The 20266-nt window shown below is 43.5% G+C and carries 16 protein-coding genes; 7 read left to right on the top strand and 9 right to left on the bottom strand.

Features of this window, described 5'->3' with window-relative positions:
- Window positions 1–20: 20 nt before the first annotated feature.
- Window positions 21–1550, bottom strand: a complete 1530-nt coding sequence (locus CGSMWGV1500E_RS0106170) for an aminotransferase class I/II-fold pyridoxal phosphate-dependent enzyme (RefSeq protein WP_004129360.1) — start codon at window positions 1548–1550, stop codon at window positions 21–23.
- A 332-nt stretch (window positions 1551–1882) separates the two neighbouring features.
- Here CGSMWGV1500E_RS0106170 and CGSMWGV1500E_RS00630 point away from each other — a divergent pair, with 332 nt between their 5' ends.
- Window positions 1883–2140, top strand: a complete 258-nt coding sequence (locus tag CGSMWGV1500E_RS00630; RefSeq protein ID WP_004129357.1) for a hypothetical protein — start codon at window positions 1883–1885, stop codon at window positions 2138–2140.
- A 53-nt stretch (window positions 2141–2193) separates the two neighbouring features.
- Here the strand turns inward: CGSMWGV1500E_RS00630 and CGSMWGV1500E_RS00635 are convergent, their stop codons facing one another.
- Together CGSMWGV1500E_RS00635 and CGSMWGV1500E_RS00640 are read right to left on the bottom strand one after the other, a co-directional pair.
- Complete coding sequence (locus tag CGSMWGV1500E_RS00635; RefSeq protein WP_004129355.1) at window positions 2194–2976, bottom strand: nitroreductase family protein; 783 nt, start codon at window positions 2974–2976, stop codon at window positions 2194–2196.
- 103 nt (window positions 2977–3079) lie between these two features.
- The gene (locus tag CGSMWGV1500E_RS00640) at window positions 3080–3535 is read right to left on the bottom strand and encodes a DUF4235 domain-containing protein (RefSeq protein WP_004129353.1); all 456 of its coding nucleotides are present in this window, start codon (window positions 3533–3535) and stop codon (window positions 3080–3082) included.
- Between the two features lie 169 nt (window positions 3536–3704).
- Between CGSMWGV1500E_RS00640 and CGSMWGV1500E_RS00645 the strand changes: the two genes are divergently transcribed.
- The 3 genes from CGSMWGV1500E_RS00645 to CGSMWGV1500E_RS00655 all read left to right on the top strand — a co-directional run bounded on the left by CGSMWGV1500E_RS00645 (window position 3705) and on the right by CGSMWGV1500E_RS00655 (window position 7638).
- A complete protein-coding gene (locus CGSMWGV1500E_RS00645; protein WP_004129351.1) occupies window positions 3705–4415 on the top strand; it encodes a histidine phosphatase family protein in 711 nt (236 codons plus the stop codon).
- Window positions 4416–4602: 187 nt separating this feature from the next.
- Window positions 4603–6018 (top strand): ABC transporter substrate-binding protein, encoded by a 1416-nt coding sequence (locus CGSMWGV1500E_RS00650; RefSeq protein ID WP_032843685.1) that lies wholly within the window; start codon window positions 4603–4605, stop codon window positions 6016–6018.
- A 273-nt stretch (window positions 6019–6291) separates the two neighbouring features.
- Entirely contained in the window at window positions 6292–7638 is a 1347-nt protein-coding gene (locus CGSMWGV1500E_RS00655; RefSeq protein ID WP_004129339.1) for an ABC transporter substrate-binding protein, read from the top strand.
- Window positions 7639–7809: 171 nt separating this feature from the next.
- Here the strand turns inward: CGSMWGV1500E_RS00655 and CGSMWGV1500E_RS00660 are convergent, their stop codons facing one another.
- Window positions 7810–8823, bottom strand: coding sequence for a LacI family DNA-binding transcriptional regulator (locus CGSMWGV1500E_RS00660; protein ID WP_004129336.1), 1014 nt, complete (start codon window positions 8821–8823; stop codon window positions 7810–7812).
- Between the two features lie 293 nt (window positions 8824–9116).
- On the opposite strand from CGSMWGV1500E_RS00660, the gene CGSMWGV1500E_RS00665 reads away from it, so the two are divergent.
- From CGSMWGV1500E_RS00665 to CGSMWGV1500E_RS00675, 3 genes are all read left to right on the top strand, one after another.
- Window positions 9117–9971: a carbohydrate ABC transporter permease gene (locus tag CGSMWGV1500E_RS00665; protein ID WP_004129333.1), complete on the top strand. Its 855-nt coding sequence runs from the start codon at window positions 9117–9119 to the stop codon at window positions 9969–9971.
- Window positions 9968–10801 carry a carbohydrate ABC transporter permease gene (locus CGSMWGV1500E_RS00670; RefSeq protein ID WP_004129331.1) on the top strand — a complete coding sequence of 278 codons (834 nt, stop codon included), beginning with the start codon at window positions 9968–9970 and terminating at the stop codon, window positions 10799–10801. Before CGSMWGV1500E_RS00665 ends, CGSMWGV1500E_RS00670 begins: the two co-directional genes overlap by 4 nt.
- Before the next feature lie 165 nt (window positions 10802–10966).
- Window positions 10967–11572 (top strand): DUF624 domain-containing protein, encoded by a 606-nt coding sequence (locus CGSMWGV1500E_RS00675; protein ID WP_004129327.1) that lies wholly within the window; start codon window positions 10967–10969, stop codon window positions 11570–11572.
- A gap of 153 nt (window positions 11573–11725) precedes the next feature.
- On the opposite strand, the gene malQ is transcribed toward CGSMWGV1500E_RS00675, so the two are convergent.
- From malQ to CGSMWGV1500E_RS00700, 5 genes are all read right to left on the bottom strand, one after another.
- On the bottom strand, window positions 11726–13969 hold the full coding sequence (gene malQ / locus CGSMWGV1500E_RS00680; protein WP_004129325.1) for a 4-alpha-glucanotransferase: 2244 nt from the start codon (window positions 13967–13969) through the stop codon (window positions 11726–11728).
- A gap of 191 nt (window positions 13970–14160) precedes the next feature.
- Entirely contained in the window at window positions 14161–16170 is a 2010-nt protein-coding gene (pulA, locus tag CGSMWGV1500E_RS00685; RefSeq protein WP_004129322.1) for a type I pullulanase, read from the bottom strand.
- Between the two features lie 270 nt (window positions 16171–16440).
- Complete coding sequence (locus CGSMWGV1500E_RS00690) at window positions 16441–17361, bottom strand: sugar ABC transporter permease (RefSeq protein ID WP_004129320.1); 921 nt, start codon at window positions 17359–17361, stop codon at window positions 16441–16443.
- The gene (locus CGSMWGV1500E_RS00695; protein ID WP_004129318.1) at window positions 17358–18758 is read right to left on the bottom strand and encodes a carbohydrate ABC transporter permease; all 1401 of its coding nucleotides are present in this window, start codon (window positions 18756–18758) and stop codon (window positions 17358–17360) included. The genes CGSMWGV1500E_RS00690 and CGSMWGV1500E_RS00695 overlap by 4 nt, the downstream gene beginning before the upstream one ends.
- 174 nt (window positions 18759–18932) lie before the next feature.
- A complete protein-coding gene (locus CGSMWGV1500E_RS00700) occupies window positions 18933–20162 on the bottom strand; it encodes an extracellular solute-binding protein (protein WP_004129316.1) in 1230 nt (409 codons plus the stop codon).
- Window positions 20163–20266: the final 104 nt, after the last annotated feature.

Below are 20266 nucleotides of genomic sequence, written 5' to 3'. Positions count from 1 at the left end.
TTTATAGGTGGGGGTTGCTGTTACTGGCGATAGTAGGAGAGGAAGTTAGAGAGTTTGCCCATTGCATCGCGAAGCGTTTGCAAGCGCGGCAAGTAGACTACGCGGAAGTAGCCTGGAGTCTGCCAATTAAAGCCTTTACCGTGCACAATCAGCAACTTCTGATCGCGAAGCAAATCAAGCGCAAACTGTTCGTCATCGTGAATGTTATAGCGGTCTGGATCGAGTTTTACAAACATGTAGAAAGCGGCATCCGGTCGCTCGACGCTTACGCCATCCATCTCCTGAAGCGCGTTATAGCAGTATTCGCGCTGCTCATACACGCGTCCGCCCGGCTCCAAATACTTCTCAACGCTTTGGTATCCGCCCAAAGCAGTCTGAATAATCGACTGCGCAGGAACATTCGAGCACAAGCGCATATTAGAAAGCATGTTAAGTCCCATAATGTAGTCGCGAGCCTTGGATTTATCTCCCGAAAGACTCATCCAACCAATACGGAAGCCAGCAATCATATGCGATTTAGAAAGACCGCTAAAAGTTACGCAGAACACGTCTGGAGCAAGAGAAGCAATCGAAATATGCTTCTTTCCGTCCATAACAAGACGGTCGTAAATCTCGTCCGCAAAAATAATCAGATTAAACTCGCGCGCAATCTTAACAATCTCTTCCAAAACTTCGCGGCTATACAGCACGCCCGTAGGATTATTCGGGTTAATAATCACGATTGCTTTAGTGCGAGGCGTGATTTTAGAGCGAATGTCGGCAATATCTGGGTACCAATGCGACTTTTCGTCACACATGTAGTGCACAGGAGTGCCGCCAGCCAAGCTCGCGCACGCGGTCCACAGAGGATAGTCTGGGCTTGGTATAAGAATCTCGTCGCCGCAATCAAGCAACGCTTGCATAGAAAGGTTAATCAGCTCGGAAACGCCGTTTCCGGTGTAAATATCTTCCATTTGCACGCCTGGAATGCCCTTAAGCTGATCGTATTGCATAATCGCCTTGCGCGCAGAGAAAAGTCCGCGACTATCCGAGTAGCCTTCGCAGTCAATAAGCTGCTGCTGCATGTCGTAAATCACTTCGTCTGGCGCGCGGAATCCAAAAGGCGCAGGATTTCCAATGTTGAGCTTTAAAATATGCGTTCCGTTTGCTTCCATGCGGTTAGCTTCTTCAACAACAGGGCCGCGAACGTCGTAAAGCACGTGTTCCAGTTTGGTGGATTTGTTGAATGTGCGATGCTTGAGCGTTTCGGAAAGCTCACATTCTGTTAATGGGCGATTTTCCTCGCGCTGCTCGCTGCAATCTGCTGGCGACTTTTGCTCGCTTTTTGCGCAAGAATGCCCACTTTTGATTCCGCTGCCGCTAATTTCAAGAATTTTTTCAAGCATATCTCGCACGTCTTTGCGCGGCTCGGTTTTGCCGCTTAAATACTGGCTTAACTGGCTTTTGCCAAGCTTATGGCCATTTTTTGCTGCAAGCTCGATTACGTCAATCTGCTTATAACCTTGCGTTTTCATAGCTTTTTTAAGCTCATCGGCAAAATTCTGTGCCATAATCTGTCTTTCTAATAAAATTAGCATTTATAAATTGAACAAACTGACAATAAAGTTCACAGTAAAGTTCAAAATATAAGTATTAAATTGAATTATTTGCCCAATGGTAGTCGCTAAAATTATTTTTGTATAGTATTTTCTCGAAAAATGACGAGAAATAGTAAAAAATAGTAGGAAATAGTAGAAAAAATTGAACTAAAGTATAAGAAATTGAATTTATATTGAACTTTTGTGAATGTGTTTTGTGGCTTAAGTTTAGGAATACTGCATGATTTACGCCATTGTGCGTAGCTTGTATAAGCTCTGTTAAGCGGTTTGCTACCATAAAAGCTATGTATTTCTTTACTCCAAAGCGCTGCGAATCTACCCAAAAGATCATGTATAAGAATAAAGGGCAGGCTCTTATGGCGGCGGAGCAAAGTTTAAGAGAGCGCGGAACACAGTTATGGGTTTATGCTTGCGAATATTGCGGATGCTGGCATTTGACGCATAAAAATCCGGTGAATCGCATGTATTCCGATATGCGCTCGCCGTCTGCAAGCGCGAAGCCGAAATCTAGAAAACGCGGATACAAGCCAAGACGGCGCTAATAACGCATTGATACTGTACATTCACAATATGAAGCGTATGCTGCGCTTAAATCTTACGCAACGTTAAAACCTTGCCTTGCAACCTGCTCAACATCCTCTGCCTCATGCTTTTTATCGCTACTATCCGCTGCCAGCGCAACAATTTGCGCGCTAAAAGCGTCAACTGGTCGGCTAGCATTTCGCAAATCGTAATACTGGTGCACGCGAGCGTCAAAATCAGCAAGATTTTCTAATAATTCAGCGTCGTCAGCAGGGTAAGTGTTTTCAAAAATCTGCATGCTGGCGTTCATTCGCGGCTTTAATTCCGGATTTTGCGCAGGCTTACCAATTGCCAAGCCGAGCACAGGGTACGTGTATTCAGGCAAATTCAAAATATCAATAAGCTGAGTCCTACTGTTCAAAATTGAACCGAGAATTACGCAACCAAGTCCCAAAGATTCCGCAGCAGTTTCCATGGCATGAAGCGCCAAAATAACGTCGTTTTGAGCTTGAGTAAAACGGTAGCGCGTTTTAAGCATAAACTCGTCGCTACTGGTATCTACGCCATTTTTTCGCGCAATTGCAGCGTTTCTGTGCTGGTCAATAATAAAAACGTACAGTAGCGGAGCAGTGGCAATATAGGTTTGGTTGCCGATTTTGGAAAGCTTCTGCTTAATTGAGCTATCCGTAATTTTAATCGCTGACCAGTCGTTTAAAAACTGGCTGCAAGCGGCTCGCTGAGCTACGGTTTCAAGAGTTGTAACTGTATCTTCGTCAATTGCTTCGTTGCGAAAAGCGCGAATAGAGCGGCGGTTTAGTAAAGTATCTATAGTTTCGTTATGACGTAAGTTTTGCACGTTATTATTATCCCTTATTATTTCTTATTATTTATATCTACTTATTATTTTTATCTTTTTTAATTTCGCTTATTTTTTGCATTCTCAGTTCATTTGTTCAAAATTAGAATTTATTTTTTCTAAATTGACGCTTTCTTTGCCTTCGCGCAACATAAGACAAGGTTCCGTGACTTACCAAGCGGCCAACAATCGTAGTAAGAATCGCAGAAAATACTGCAAAACCGATAGACATTAGCAACGGTTCTTCTTGCTTAACACGTTGATTTTGCGCGATTTTTTCTTTAGAAAGATTGTTATGACGATTATTAGAGTCTGAATTGATTTTTCTAGTATCAACATGTTTTTTCCATACAACATGCGCAATTTGCCCAGCTATAAACGTTGCAAAAGACGGAAGCGCGGCTTTAAGCAACGAATCTCCTAAAGTATTTGGATTTTTTAATCGGCGCTCGCGAAGCGCATCAATCTTATGATTGGCTGCATTAAGTCGCTGTACAGTAGCCTGAGCCGCGTGATGATTGCGAGCGGATTTATTATTTGCCGATGATAATTGCGTCATATTTTCTATGTTAGTGGTAACGAAATACCAATTTTGGCGGTAACATAGAACAGTAATCTCGATTTGTAGCAGTGTGGATGCATTTTGAGAAATATACGTGAACAAACTCGTGCCGCTTGGCGTCCGGCGCGATAGAAGGGTACTTGGCGCGCTAAAGGAATGTGAAGCTATGCAAAATAACACTACTCAAGAATTATCTGAAAAAAAGTGCTTGAATCAGGGTTGCTTGGTGTTGCTTCGCCACGGCCAAACAGCTTGGAGTGTGTCTGGACAGCATACTGGTCGCACGGATTTGCCGCTTACTGAAGTTGGTGTTGAGCAGGCAAAAGAGGCTGGCGCTAGATTGCAGTGTGCGTTCGCAAAAGGTTTTGATAAGGATTGTGTGCTTGTAAGTCCGCTTCGTCGCGCGCAGCAAACAGCTCAGTTTGCTGGTTTTGATTCGTATACTATTTGCGATAGCGCGTTGGAGTGGGATTATGGTGCGGCTGAAGGGCGCACGCGCAGCGATATTGCTGAACTAAGTGGAGTTGAGGCTTGGGATGTGTGGAAGCATGGTCCTAAAGTTCTTCCTTCCCACATGGTTAGTGATGCTAAAGAAGTGCTTCCTAGTGGAGAAGCAGTGGATGTGCACAGAACTTTTGGAGAAAGCTTGCAAGAGGTTTCGGATCGTACTCAAAAGATTATTGATATGGCAATGCCTAAATTGAAATTAGGTAAGGACGTGCTTATTGTTGCGCATGCTCATGTGTTGCGTATTCTTACTGCGCGCTGGCTTGGAGTAAACCCAGATTTTGCGAGACTTCTTCGTATGGATACCGCGCATTATTCTGTGCTTGGCGAGTACAAAGGCGACAATGTGATTGTGCATTGGAATTGCTGAAATACGGTTTGGAATTTCAGATATTTTCATATATTTTATTGCGATTTGCACAGTTTTTATTGCAAAGATATTTATATATTTGAGTCTTGCGTTTGCTGTAATATTAATCCACTACTGTGATTTATTCAGTATTCAATAGCAGTAATTAGTTAGTTTGGAAGAGATTAGCAGTATGTGGAAAGGTTCGATGATGAGTCGTTCAGTTAAGTCGATTATTGCGCTAGTGGTTTGCGCTGTTTTGGCGGCTTGCGCGTTTACTGCTTTAGGTTTTTCTAAGTCTTTTGGAGCAAATACCGATAGGTCTGCTAATGGGAAGGTTATTTTCTTCAACTTTAAGCCTGAAGCTACTCCTATATGGCAAGAAGTTGCTAAAAAGTACACGGGTGAAACTGGTGTTGAAGTAAGCATAGTTACACCAACTGGTGGTCAGTACGAAAAGGGACTTAAAACCGCAGTCGATAAATATAAAAACAGTCCAGGTGAAATGCCTACGTTATTCCAGATTAACGGTCCTGTGGGCTACGCTAACTGGAAGGATTACACTGCAGATTTAACTAATTCTCCTCTTTATACGCAGCTTACTAATTCAAATCTTGCTCTTAAGGATGGCAATAAGGTTGTTGGTGTTCCATACGTTACTGAAAATTACGGTTTGATTTACAACAAAGCTTTACTTGCTAGGTATGCGGATCTTAAAGACGCAAAGTTGAAGCCGGAAGAAGACGGCAAATCTTTTGAAGATCAAATAACTAATTTTGGTAAGTTGAAGGACGTTGCAGACGATTTGCAAAAACACAAGGATGAGCTTGGTATTGATGGTGCTTTTGCGTCTGCAGGATTTGATTTAAGCTCAGACTGGCGTTTTAAGACGCATCTTTCAAATATGCCTTTGTATTATGAGTTCACTAAACGTAATATTAATGGCCAGCCGCAGTCGATAAATGGCGACTATGTTGATAATTACAGGAAGATTTTTGATCTTTATATTTCTGATTCAACAACTCCTGTAAGTCAGTTAAGCACTAAAACTGGTGAGGATGCTGTTTATGAGTTTGCTCTTGGTAAAGCTGTGTTCTACCAGAATGGTACTTGGGCTTGGGGTGATCTTTCAAAAGCTGGCATAAAGCCTGACGATGTTGGCATGCTACCAATTTACATTGGTGCTCCTGGTGAAGAGAAACAAGGCATGGCAACCGGTTCTGAAAACTATTGGTGCATTAATAGCAAGGCTTCAAAAAAGAATCAGCAGGCAACTAATGCCTTCCTTAGTTGGTTACTTACTACAAATTATGGTAAGGATGCTTTAGCTAATAAAATGGGCTTTACTACTCCTTTCAAAGGTTTCCCTAAAGCAGAAAATCCTCTTGTTCAGGCTGCTTCTGATTACACTGCTAAAGAAGGCAAAGTGCCTGTTAAATGGGTGTTTGTTACTATGCCATCTAACGGTTGGAAAGACGATGTTGGCTCTGATCTGCTTACATACGCTCAAGCAACAAAAGACGGTATGGCTTCTATTGGCGCTAATAAGGCGTGGGATACTCTTAAATCCGCATTTGTTGACGGCTGGGCTAAGGAATATAAGATTGCTCATGGGCAGAGTTAGCTTAATTGAATAATTTGTTTTAAACTATGATCCTCAAGGGATTGCGCAATCGTTTGCTAAATTGTTGCGCAATCCCTTTAATTATTTCCAAAAATACCTTCCAATTTCATTAAAGATATTATTATGTGCCGTTTTTATGGCGACACGCGTTAATTTAGGTTATGCCATCGTTTGCAATATTCAAATAGTTGATGCATAATAAGTATTGTCGATAAGGACACCTAAAGGTGTGGCAGTCCAATGACGGGATTGTCGGCATAGGAGAAAGGTTCGATGATGAATCGTACGATTAAGTCAACAATTGCACTGGTAGCTTGCTCAGCGATGGCTTTTGGCGCGCTCGCAGCTTGCGGTTCCTCTTCCAGCGAAAAAGCCGCTGAGAAGGGCAAGGTTTACTTCCTGAACTTCAAGCCAGAAGCTGCAAACCAGTGGAAGGAAGTTGCTAAGGAATATACCAAGAAGACTGGCGTTCAGGTAAAGGTTCAGACCGCTGCTTCTGGTACATATGAGCAGTCTTTGAAGAGCGAAATCAGCAAGGGTGACGAAGCTCCTACACTCTTCCAGATTAACGGCCCAGTTGGCTATGCAAGCTGGAAGGATTACACTGCTGACTTGAAGGATACTGAGCTTTACAACCAGCTTCAGAACAAGGATATTGCTCTTAAGGATGGCGATAAGGTTGTTGGCGTTCCATACGCAATGGAAACCTACGGCTTGATTTACAACAAGACTTTGCTTAAGAAGTACACCGAACTTAAGGATGCTAAGGTTAAGTCTGCTGAAGAAATCAACTCCTTCGATAAGTTGAAGGCTGTTGCTGACGATATTCAGGCTCATAAGGCAGATCTTGGCGTAGACGGTGCTTTCACTTCTGCAGGTTTCGATTCCAGCTCTGACTGGCGCTTCAAGACCCACCTTGCAAATCTTCCTCTGTACTACGAGTTCAAGGAAGATCACGTTACCAAGCAGCCTGCAAAGGTTAAGGGTACGTTCCTTGATGGTTACAAGAAGATCTTCGATCTTTACATCACTGATTCCACCACTCCTGCAACTCAGCTCAGCTCCAAGACTGGTGAAGATGCAAACGCTGAATTCTCCCAGAACAAGGCTGTGTTCTACCAGAATGGTACTTGGGCTTGGGGTGATCTCTCCAAGGCCGGTATGAAGGCTGAAGATCTTGGCATGCTCCCAATTTACATTGGCGCTAAGGGCGAAGAGAAGCAGGGCTTGGCCACCGGTTCTGAGAATTACTGGTGCATTAACGATAAGGCTTCTGACGCAAACAAGAAGGCTACTAAGGACTTCTTGAAGTGGCTGCTTACTTCCGATGCTGGTAAGGATGCTTTGTCCAAGAAGATGGGCTTCACAACTCCATTCAAGAGCTTCGCAGACATTAAGTCCGACAACCCATTGACTCAGGCAGCTGTTGAGGATGCAAAGTCCGGTAAGACCCCAGTAAGCTGGAACTTCACCGTTATGCCATCTGACAACTGGAAGAATGATCTTGGCTCTGCTTTGCTTGAGTACGCTCAGGGCACTGGCAAGTGGGATAAGGTCAAGACTGCATTCGTCGATGGCTGGGCTAAGGAATATGCTCAGTCTCACGAAGATGAGGACTAATCTTCATTCAAATAAATTAATAAACGTTGCACCTCTGACGTAAGTAAGCAAAGGCGACGTAAGCGAATCCGCTAGGATACTGACACAGTTTAGTGTTAAGTCCTAGCGGATTTTGTTATTTATAGTGTGTAAGAATTATAAAAAGCTACTTGCTTAAATAAAATAAAATATTTACTCGCTTAATAAAGCCGATGTGCTTGAGCGCACAATAAGTTGAGCTGGAACAATTCTATAAGGATTGTCAACTTTCTGATCGTTTATAAACGAAAGTGTTATTTTAGCTGCGGTTGCCGCAATCTCAACCGGATCTTGCCTAATAGTAGTTAGACCAGTTTCATGAGCGTAAAAACTATCGTCAAAACCAATAATTGATACATCGCTAGGAGTTGCGTAACCGCTGCGAGCAAGCTGGAACATAAGAGGTATTGCGATTCCGTCTTCCTGGCAAGCAATAGCAGTTGGCATTGTTGCGTTTCCAAGAAGCATAGAAACTATAGCGCTTATTCTGTCTAAATTAGCTGGAGCAACAATTTCAATTGGCGTAATCGCGTTCTTTTTGCACTCGTCAATGAATGAATGATAACGTTGCAAAACGCTGAAATGTAGTGAAACATCGCGAGTAGTGCGAACATATGCAATATTGTGATGTCCTAATCCAATCAAGTGACGTGCCATAAGCCTCGCGCCTTGATCGTCGTCAATATTAATAGTTGCGTCAAAATCGCAGTCTTTAGGATGCAAGCAATTTATGCCAACAATAGGCACGCCTGTAGTTTTAAGCTGCTCAATTTCCTTGGTATTCACATCAAAAGAACACACAATAACCGCGTCTGCATTGCGCCTAGTTGGAAGCATTGTGAAAAATTCGTTACGCTCTTCACTACTAGAAATCTGGAAAATAGATAAATCGTAGCCTGCGCTGTGGAATATTTGGTTAAGACCTTGAATAATAGATGCGCTGAACCATAGGCGAATTTGGTCGCTTACAAGTAAAGCTATGCGCAAAGTTCGTCCGGATTTTAATGCTGCTGCAGATTTAGAAATAGAAAAGTTCAACTTTTCTGCGATTTCCAATACCTTGTTGCGAGTTGAAGATGAAACTAAATCTGGGCGTGTAAATGAACGAGACACGGTAGAAACAGACACGTGTGCTTTATCTGCAACATCTTGAATATTTGCCGGCATGTGAACTCCTTTATTCCCATACGCATTTTAGCACGGCATCGTGTAGGTTGTTTGATACGGATTTTTGTGGGTCGTAATAAACAAACGTTTGCAACCGTTTCCATTCTAGCAGAATTTGTTGAAAAGCCAATGATAGCAAGCAATTTTTAATTATAGAATTGCAATTTGCTACAAATTCTTTGCAAGAAAATGACAACGTTTGACATTGCTCATTCATGTAGTAGAATGAAGATATTGGTTCGACATCGACGTCTATGGTGGCGTCGCACTCAAGGAGGAGAAAGTGACGAGTCATGATTAGTATGAGCGGAAAGGCAATACGTAAATGGTGGGCATTGTTTGCTTTGCCAACATTTGCGGCTTTTATTATTGGTTTTGTTGTACCGTTTATTATGGGCGTGTATTTAAGTTTTACTAAATTCCACGCTGTTACAGATAGTAAATTCGTTGGTATTCGTAACTACCGCAAGGCATTTAGGGATCCACACTTTGTTCATTCGTTGATTTTTACTATGGCATTTACTGTTGTAACAACTATTCTTATTAATGTAATTGCTTTTGCAATTGCATATATGTTGACTAAGAAATTTAAGGGATCAAACGTTTTCCGCACTGTGTTCTTCATGCCAAATCTTATTGGCGGCATTGTGTTAGGCTATGTTTGGCAGTTAGTACTTAATGGTATTTTGGCATACTTCGGCCGTTCTATTACATATTCTGCCGTGTATGGTTTCTGGGGATTGGTGCTGCTTATTTGCTGGCAGCAAATTGGCTATATGATGATTATTTATATTGCCGGTTTGCAAGCTCTTCCAGGAGATGTTATTGAGGCTGCAGCAGTTGATGGTGCAACCCCGATGCAAACGCTGTTTAAGATTACAATTCCTCTTATGATGCCTTCGATTACTGTTTGCACATTCTTAACAGTCACCAACGGCTTCAAGCTATTCGATCAGAACTTGGCTTTGACGAACGGTATGCCTTCTCATAAGTCTGAAATGTTAGCGTTGAACATTTTCAACACGTTCTACGGTCGTACAAATGGTGAAGGCGTTGGCCAAGCAAAGGCAGTTGTGTTCTTCCTGATTGTGGCTGTGCTTGCTTTGGTTCAAAATATGCTTACTAGGTCTAAGGAGGTAGTGGCATGAACGAGAAAATGAAGCATTCTGCACTGTGGACAGCCTTCTTTACTGTTGTAAGTTTGCTGTGGATTTTCCCAATCGCTATAGTTTTTATAAATTCCTTCAAGTCGAAGATTTATATTGCGAGTGAGCCTTTCAGCTTAACTCCAAAATCTTTTATTGGATTCGATAACTATCTTTTAGGAATTGAACGTACGAATCTTATAATGAGCTTCTGGTGGACCATTGTGATTACTGTTGGCGCAGTTGCTCTGATTCTGCTCTGCACATCAATGTGTGCATGGTGGATTGTTAGAGTCAACAATTGGTTCGCTGTAATGCTTTACGTGTTGTTCCTATTTAACATGATTGTGCCATTCCAGATGGTTATGTTCACTCTTTCCGACATAACTAACAAGCTCGGATTGAACACTCCATGGGGATTGTGGATTATCTACTTAGGCTTTGGTGCTGGTCTTGCAGTGTTTATTTTCACTGGTGTAATTAAGGGAATACCACAAGAACTTGAAGAGTCTGCGATGATTGATGGTGCTTCTGTGCCGCGCATATTCTTCCAGATTATTATTCCAATTATGCGACCATCGATTGTGTCTGTGGCTATTCTGCAAACTATGTGGATTTGGAACGACTTCCTGCTTCCGTACCTTACCTTGGACTTGAACAAGTACAAGACGGTTTCGATTGCAGTTCAGTATTTGAAGGGTGGCTATGGTTCCGTTGAAATGGGTGCCATGATGGGCTGCTTGGTTCTTGCCATTCTTCCAATTATTATCTTCTACCTCATCTGCCAGAAGTATATTATCAAAGGCGTTATGTCAGGTGCGGTAAAAGGCTGAGATTTCTTCTCCTCCAAAATCTCAAGTGGTGAAAATAATGGTGGTGACTACGGTCGTAAGATTTGTAAGTCACCACCATTGTATTGTTGGTAGGGGTATTGTTAGTAAGTATTGCTAGTAAGTCAGCTATAAATAGCGCAAACAAAGCGTAAAGGAGATATATAAATGTTCTCGTTTGGAAGCCCGTATTCAAAGTTTGCGCAAGGTATGGAAACATTTGCTAATACAGTGTGGCTTACCATACTTATGATTGTTACTAGCATACCTTTAATCACCATTGGCGCAGCTGTTAGCGCAGCGCACGATGCTGCAAGACGTGTAGAAAATGCTGAAGGACACATGACTTCTGCATACTTCCGCGCTTTTGCCAGTAACTTTTTGAAATCAACTGTAATCTGGATTGTAATGGCCCCATTTTTGGCTCTTATATTATGGGCTTGGATTGCAGTTAGAATACCACCGCTTTTAATACCGCAATTTGCAATAAGCATAATCTGGATTCTTATAGCAGAATGGGTTTTCGCATTACAAGCGCGTTTTGAAAATTCTATTGGCAAAACTATTCTGAATGCTTTTATTTTCAGCGTTTCATACTGGCAAGCAACGCTTGGAATGATTATTATTGACGCTATTTTTATAGGCCTTGTGGCTGCATCAGTTATTTACTTTCCGCAAGGTTTACCTTTGCTATTATTCATTGGTTGGGGATCGACTATTATGCTTCACACGCCTTTGTTGGAGCGTGTTTTTGCAAAGTATATTAAGAAGTAATTTATGCAAATAATTAATGAGGCGAGCATCATCGTAGACGCTCGCCTCACATAGGACATCATTGCAATCAATACTTTTGATTTGCTACTATGCAAACCGTATTTCTTGCGGGGAATTGAGTCGGTTCACAGTAAACCAACGTTTTAATTATACTCACTTCTGTGTATTTTCGCCGCGCATAACTGCTGTCATAGAAAGCACTCGTGGCGACTTAAATACTTCATCAGTGTGGACTACGCGACCTTCTGCATCAGCAAGTGGAATACGCCAATTTGGATACTCCGTGCTAGTGCCAGGCTGATTTTGAGAGCGGTGCTCGCCAACAGCATCAACCAAAGCAACCTGCAGCAGCAACGATGGGGAAGTGCGTATGATCGCATGCAGAGCTTCCACAATCTCTTGCACATGGCCTTCTACGTCTTCAGCAGCCTCTTTACTGATCCAGCCGCCGTCAAGAAGCATCTTCATCATTGCATCACGCTCAGCTTGAGCTGTCTCTTGGAAGCTTTCTACGGAGTCTGTAAGCAGGTGAAGCTGTTCGCGAAGCTTTACATGCTCAAAGGCAAGATAACCCGCTGTAGGCGGCATATCGTGCGTAGTGACGGAAGCAAGAGCATACTCTCGATATGTAGAAGGATTAGCAAATATAATCTGCTTCTTTCCAGCTTTCTTTGTTGCAGCCTCAGCTTCGTCGTCGTGAATAAACCACTCAACAACAGTGCCAAGCACGCCGTGAGAAGCAAGCACTTTAGAAACATACTTCGGTACAGTACCCAAATCTTCGCCAATAACAACACCGCCTGCGCGAGTTGCTTCAACTGTAAGAACTGCAATCATTGCGTCTACGTTGTAGTACACGTATGCGCCGTTTCTTGCACTCTGGCCTTGTGGAATCCACCACAGGCGGAAAAGCCCAAGAACGTGGTCAATACGTGCAGCTCCAGCATGCAAGAATACGTTATGAACCATGTCTCGGTAAGCAATATAGCCTGTTTCGTCCAGGTAATTTGGATCAAATGGAGGCTGACCCCAATCCTGGCCCTGCTGGTTGTAGAAATCAGGAGGGGCGCCAACGCTTACGCCGTTAGCGAATCGTTCCGGACTCCACCAAACATCGGCTCCGTAGCCGTGCACGCCAACAGCCATGTCTTGCATAAGACCAATTGCCATGCCTGCAGCTTTAGCTTCAGCGTGAGCTGCAGCAACCTGCTCGTCCGCAATCCACTGAAGCCAACGATGGAACTCAAACAAATCAGCATGCTCGCGCTTAAGTCGTTCAATTTGCGAAGTTCCTTTACCAGTAGTGTCAAACCACAAGTTTTCTCCCCAAGGAGCGCCCCAAACTTCAAAAGCAACACACCAAGTGGCAAAAGCATCAAGATCTTCACCGGAACGATGTTTAAACTCAGTAAACTCGCGCTCGCGTTCTGCAGAGCGCGGCTGCTTGAAGATTATGCGCAGAGCAGGAAGCTTAGCGTCCCAAGCAGCGTTAATATCCATAGGATTTGGATTGTTGTTTTGAGGAGCAATAGATTCGTGTAATTGCTCAACTTTAGCAAGATCCTCTCCGTTTAATTCAGCATATTCTGGAATATCTTGCGGACGAATATACGTAACATTCAAGAATCTACGCGATTCAGGCAAGTATGGAGAAGGCTCAAGTGGAGTTACAGGAGCGCATGCATGAATTGGATTAATCAGCATAAAATCAGCCTTGCCGATTTCTCCAGCATCCTTAAGTAGGCGACGCAAATCGCCATAATCGCCAATTCCCCAAGAGTCTTTAGAACGCACAGAATACATTTGCGTCATAAAGCCCCAACGGTGGTGTTCTTTTACGCTTTGCGGAAGAGGAATGCGTGCAGGAGCTGCTATTAAAGTAACGTCTGCATGCGAAGTAATATCCCCATTATTCCCAAGAACTCGGGCGTGCAAAGTGTGATATCCCATTGGCAAATCGTCAGGAAGTTCAGTGTATAGGTCGCCGTCGTCTTCAGTTAGGATATTTCCTAATTTACCCTCATAATCAGTGCCGTCTTCAAGCGTAAGCGAAAGTCTAATATCTTCCGGCTTGGCATCTCCAGCATGAATTGGTACGCAAGTTTTTGTGCCGTTAAATGAAACTACAGTTGGAGGAAGTAGTTCACTGGCTCTCTTGGCTTGCACTAGCTTGTACGATGACGCTATATTGTCCTGAGTGTCAGCAGGCATTCCTAATGCGTCAAGCACTCCAACCAATGCTTCGTCTGTAATTTCTGTATAGCTTCCCTGCTGATCAATATAAAAAGTGGCAACACCGCATGCTTTTGCAAGTTTTATAAGCGGGCGTGCAAGACGCTCAGCGCTTTCTTCCATAGGCTTATCAGTGTCAGCTGTGCCGTTAGCTGTTTTGCTCATGGTGCTCCTTCTATCTATTAATTTGGCACATCCCTAACGTCGTCGTAAGCGTGCCAAACGTGCCACTATGGCAGTAGAGTGAACTCAATACATCTCTGGATTGAAATACGCTCTGTCTGTCAATTATATAAACACCTGATATCGTTTGCAAATTAGCGTTGCGATATCAGGTGTCAGTTTTTAAAACGCAGTTATTTGGCACTAAGCACTACGAAAGTGCGGCTTGGCAAATGCAGAGTAATGTTATTTTCTTCATTTGCAATAAATGCGTCAGAATCAGGCTGAGATCCCGTCCAGTCGGAATAATAATCATTCGAATTAAGTATGAAATTCCAGCCCTTAGACTTTGTGCTGTGAATTGTTGGTAACTCAATAGTTGCGTCTTCATGATACATAGGATTTGCGCAAACAATAATATTATTGCCGATTCTAGTAGCTAAAACAGTGCGATTAGATGTAGTAAGCTGCTTTCGCTTGCCGTCGTAAAATGCACTGTATTCTGCTCGAAGCGCAATAAGATCCTTATACCAATTAACCAAAGGCTTGAATTGTTCAGCGCGCGCCCAATCAAGCTGGTTTAGCAAAACGCCGCGATTATAAGAATTATCGCAGCCGTGCTTAGTGCGTCCAAACTCTTCTCCGCTTAGCATAAATGGGATTCCAGCAGAGCAAAGAACTATTCCTGCTGCAAACATATTTGCGTTCAAAATATCTGCAACCTGCTGTTTGTCTTGGGCATTAAACTCAAAATCGCCAGCATTGTCGCGCATAGAAATGCAAAGCTTATCCCACAAAGTTAAATCGTCGTGAGCAGAAGTGTACTGAACGATTTGGCCAACTTCTTTACCTGCAGAAGGCATATCTCTCCACGCGTCCAACGCTTGACGAGCAGCATCGCAGCACCAAAATTCGTTGCCATTAACATAGCCGCGGTCGCGATGATTCATAACATTGCCTTTAAGGGAATCGCGAGATTCGTCGCTAAACCAGCCAATGCGCTCGTTAAGAGTATGACGCCCTTCCTTATTGCCAAGATAAATTGTTTCGTCGACAGCAGGGTCTGAAGCGCCCCAAGGTTCGCCATACATAACAATATCTTTGCCGCCAGGAAGATTATCTAGTTCTGCGCGAGCCTGATTCAAAGTCTCTGTATCCGTCAAACCCATAAGATCGAAGCGGAATCCGTCAATATGGTAGCAGCGCGCCCAATGCAGCAAAGATTCAATAATAAACCTGCGGAACATAGGATGTTCAGAAGCCATTTCATTTCCACATCCAGAACCATTAGAAAATGATCCATCTGCGTTACGCCTGCAGAAGTATCCAGGAGCAACGCGTTCAAAAGCGTTTTCTGCAGACTTGTACATGTGATTATAAACAACATCCATAATTACGCGTTGACCATTAGCGTGTAATGCCGCAATCATTGCCTTACATTCGCGTATGCGTGCAGTGCCATCGTAAGGATTGCTAGAATATGCGCCTTCTGGAACGTTATAAGCGTGAGGATCGTAACCCCAATTGTATAGAGAATCTAATTCTTCTGCTGAAGCACCGTTTTTGCGCGCACCGTCGATTGCAATTTCGTCAACTGTTGCAAAATCGTAAATAGGTTCGAGCTGTACGTGAGTAACACCAAGCTTCTTTAAATAATCCAATCCGGTAGGGAAATTGCAGTCGTAAGAATCTGGGTTTTGTAAAGTCGTATGCTCGTCGGTAAAAGCGAGATACTGGCCGCGATGCTCCGGCTTAAAACCGCCATTAGGATTGCTGCTGAAGTCAGCAACATGCGTTTCCCACACAACCATTGCATGGCGCACAAACTTAGGAGATTTATCTTTATGCCAATTGGCAGGAGATATGCGCTCTTCGTCCACAACAAGACTGCGCTCGCCGTTTACTCCGCTTGCAATACCCCAAGGGTCGCTTGTGCGATTTACAGTGCCATCTTGGAAAGTTACTAGGTAATCGTAGTACACGCCGTCCAAGCGTTTGCGGAAATTAATACGCCAAGCGCCATCGTGCAGCGGTTTTAGTTCATGTGTTTGAGTAGGTTCGCTGTTATTGCCCGTTTCAAAAAGTCTTAAAGTTACAGTTTGTGCAGTAGGAGCCCACACGGTGAAAGTTGTGGACTTTGAGTTCAGAGTAAAACCGAGAGGACCTTCGTACACTGGCCAGGTTGCCGAAGATGGGAACGTCATGTGTAATATCCTTCTTATTTTGTTATTTCGTAAATACTATATTACTGTATGTTTTGCAATTAAGTGTGATATTCAATTTTACGATTTACTTATTTTTAATTTATTAGTTGGAATTTTTATTTGTACGTAACTTTATTCAAGCGTTATTTGGCTTAATGCAGTAAGGTTTGTTAGCCAGTATCGTTTTTAGTTGTGTAATAAAAAGGCCGAAACGCTCGAAAGCGCCTCGGCCTTCATCTTTTTTTAATACTACAGATTGTCTGCAGAATATCAGCCCTTAACAGAGCCAGACATGGACTCTTCGTAGAAGCGCTGCATAATGATGAACAGGATTGCAATAGGAATCGAAACGCACACAGCGCCTGCGCAGAATCGTGCAAACCAGTGGCTAATAAATTCCCTATCAAGCATCTTCCACAAGCCCAAAGCAACAGTGTAGTTGTCCTGGCTGTTGGCAATCGTCTTAACCATAACGAAGTCAAGCCATGGGCCCAAGAAGCTTGTGATTGCCTGGAACACAATCATAGGCTTGCAGATTGGAAGGATAATCTTGTAGAAGACCTGCCAAGTAGTGCAGCCATCCAAGTAAGCAGCTTCATCCAAAGACTTTGGAATCGTATCCATGTAGCCCTTCATAACGTAGAAGCCGGCGCCGCTACCTGCGGAGTAGACGATAATAAGTGCGATTAGAACAACCGAACCATTCGTCAAACCGAGAGCCTTCAAAATGAAGTAGATAGCGATAACTGCCATGATGCCTGGGAACATGCCCAAAATCAAAGCAATATTCATGAATGTCTTACGTCCGCGGAAGCGAAGGCGAGACATGCAGAACGACACGGCAAGTACGAAGAGCAAAGAAATAATGCACACGAAAATGGACACAACCAAAGTGTTCAAGAACATGCGCGGGAAGTCTAGGGCTTCGCGCTCGGTGAACAAGCGAATATAGTTATTGAACGAATACTCTGTTGGGAAGAATGTCTTCTGGAATGGGGATTCGTTCTTGTTGAAGCTTTCCAAGAAAACCCAAACAATTGGAATCAACCAAATAATCGACAGTACAGCCAAGAATAGGTGGGAGAAAATATCTCCGATTATTCTTCGTATACGTTGATCTTTAAACAGAGAGACGCTACGAGTGCTGTGTACAACAGGTTCTTGCTGCATAGCGGTATTTTTATTACTCACCGGAATCCCTCCTCGTTCTTATAAGATCCAGAGTTGCGATACGTAATAAGTGCTACGACGGCTAGAACAATGAACGTCATAATACCGATAACAGCACCAATGTTGTAGTCTCCGCGATCCACTGTCAACTTGTAGAGCCAAGTAATAAGCAAATCTGTCTTACCTGCGGAAGAATCAAGTGGTGTCGGTTCGCCGCCAGACAAGAGGTAAATAACGTTGAAGTTATTGATGTTGCCAGTGAAGGTTGTAATCAAGTATGGAGTCATTACGAAGATGATGTATGGCATAGTGACGTTCATGAAACGCTGCCACCAACTTGCACCATCGAGCTCTGCAGCTTCGTAAAGTTCTGCAGGAACATTCTGCAAAATACCCGTAATCTGCATAATAGTGAATGGAATACCAACCCAAAGGTTAATAAGAATAACTGTTACGCGAGCCCAAGTCACATCCTGGAAGAATGGAAGAGGTTGAGCAATCCAATGGTTTTCCAGAAGGATGCTGTTAATAGCACCATTTCGCTGAAGCATGTTGTTCATAACAAGCAAGGACACGAACTGTGGAACTGCAATGGTAAGAGAGAAGCAAGTACGCCATAATCCCTTAAGACGAGTGGACTTGCGGTTAATAATCATTGCAATAAACATACCGAAGAAGAAGTTCAGGAATGTTGCAAAGAATGCCCAAATAAGAGTCCACAGCAAAACATCGAAGAATGTAGCTGCGTTAATAGAGCTCTTAGCGTTACCAATTGCGAAGAAGTTGTTTAATCCAGTCCAAGTAAACAGAACTGGGTGGTTCCTATCGTAGCTGGTGAATGCCATAGAAATCATGAAGATCAATGGCAAAATGGTGAAGAGAACAATACCTGCGGTTGGAAGCGTCATTAAACCAATGTGCGCTTTGCTGTCGAGCAAAGACGAAGCGTCTTTAATAAAGTTTACTGGCTTTTGGCCGCTTGCTGTAATAGCCTGTGCCTTATAAGCGCTGCGTAGAGATAGCGTTGCTAAATAAATTAGCACGATAACTGCTGCAATCGCCATAACGCTGTACAGCAAAATTTCTACAGAATTATCGCCGGCAGTGTAATGATAGAAACCATTGACTTTAATCCTGCCTTGCTTTTTTGTACCAAGCGTAAGAATTTTTGGAAGGTACTCTGCACCGGTTGTGAATAAGAATCCGAAAAGAACAGCTTCACACAGAAGGAACAAAATGCCTTTAGTGAATTGTTTGCGAACAAAAGTGCCGAAACCAAAGATAATAACGGAAACCCACGAAAGAATGTCTGCGTGCTCTGCAGCCTCTTTCAGTGAATATGGTGAAGGAGCAAAGCGTTCTATATTTGACGTCTTCTTCTGGCGCCTTTCTCGCTTTGTGGATGTCGTGCCAGTCATGACATACCTTTCATATAAACAGTGAGTGCTTTAGAGAAGTATATATAAATAGCACGCCCCGGCCCCTTTTCACTAGAGTGGGGACTGGGGCGTGCTATTTGCAAATGCACAAGTTACTTGTAATTTTCACTTACGCATTTTATATAGATTTATTTAATTAGCGAAAGTAAACGCTTACTTTACGGCGCCAGCTAAGCCCTTGGCAAAGTCAGCGGTCTTAGCATCAGCATTTGCTTCGGTAACTTCATGATTAGCAATTGCCTTACCGAAGTTGCCCATTGGCTCCCAGAAGCTACCCATCTCAGGGATTGCTGGCTGCAAGACAGAAGTCTTAGCAATGGTTTCCATCTGAGCAACAGCAGCTGGATCAGACTTTACGCTGTCAGCAAGAGACTTGTCGGAAGGAATAACGCCCTGCTTCTCGTAAGCAATCTGCTGGGACTTCTTGGAGCCCAAGAATGCAGCAAACTTAGCAGCCATCTCTGGGTGCTTGGAGTTAGGGTTGTAAGCAACAGCCTTAGAACCAGCGAAGGACTTCATTTGATGTTCGCCGGATTCGGTCTTGAAGGTTGGAAGAGCAGCAGCAGCATAGTTGTCGCCGAGAGTCTTCTTTACGTCAGCAGCATCCCAAGAGCCGGAGAAGTAAGCGTCAACCTTACCGCTCTTGAGGCCGTTCAAGCCAGCGCTGTTGCCATCAAGAACGAAGTTCTTGTTTGCGAAAAGCTTTGCGATATACTTGGTGACTTCAGCAGCCTTGTCGCCGAGCTTCATGCCAGCCTTGGCATCGGTACCCTTCTCACCGAAGAGTGTCATGTTGCCATCGAGGTAGAAGCCTGGGAGATACCAAGCGTTGCTAAGATCGAATGCAACCTTGCCCTTCTCGAGCATCTTGTCGAGGGACTTGACGTCGTCAGCAGCAAACTTGGACTTGTTGTAGTACATGAACCAGGTGTTGCCGGTGTAAGGAACGCCGTACATGTTGCCGTCCTGAGCAGTGACGGAATTAACTAAAGTATCTTCGTTCTGTTCCTTAACCTGCTTTACGGCGTCATCGCTCAACTGGCCAATTGCGCCAGCCTTAACCAAGTCGCCAAGCTGATCGTTAGGGAAGAGATAAACATCGGCAGCAGCCTTTGCATCCTTCTTTACAGACTCAGCAGCTTTTGGTGGCTCAACAACAGTGTTCTTGAACTTAACGTTTGGGTTAGCCTTCTGGAATTCCTTCTCAACGGTGTCAACCCAGCCGCCTGCCTTCTGATCTTCAGAAGCAGACCAAACTGTGAGCTGAACAGGACCAGATTCAGTGGCTTTCTTATCGCTATTTGTGCTAGAGCCGCAAGCTGCAAATCCAAATAATGTGGCAACAGCAAGACCTGCACCCAGCATCTTCTTAATATTCGTCATCCTTGACCTCCTATATCATGCCAAAACTGGCATATCACTTGGTGGCGTAGTAACGGATTTCTTTGTGGCGCAACATTGCGATAGCTGCGTAAATCAGCGTCACA

The organism is Gardnerella vaginalis 1500E (genome assembly GCF_000263595.1).
Classification (GTDB): Bacteria; Actinomycetota; Actinomycetes; order Actinomycetales; family Bifidobacteriaceae; genus Bifidobacterium; species Bifidobacterium vaginale_E.
The sequence above is the reverse complement of the archived record's forward strand: the minus strand, read 5'-3'. Positions and strand labels throughout refer to the sequence as shown.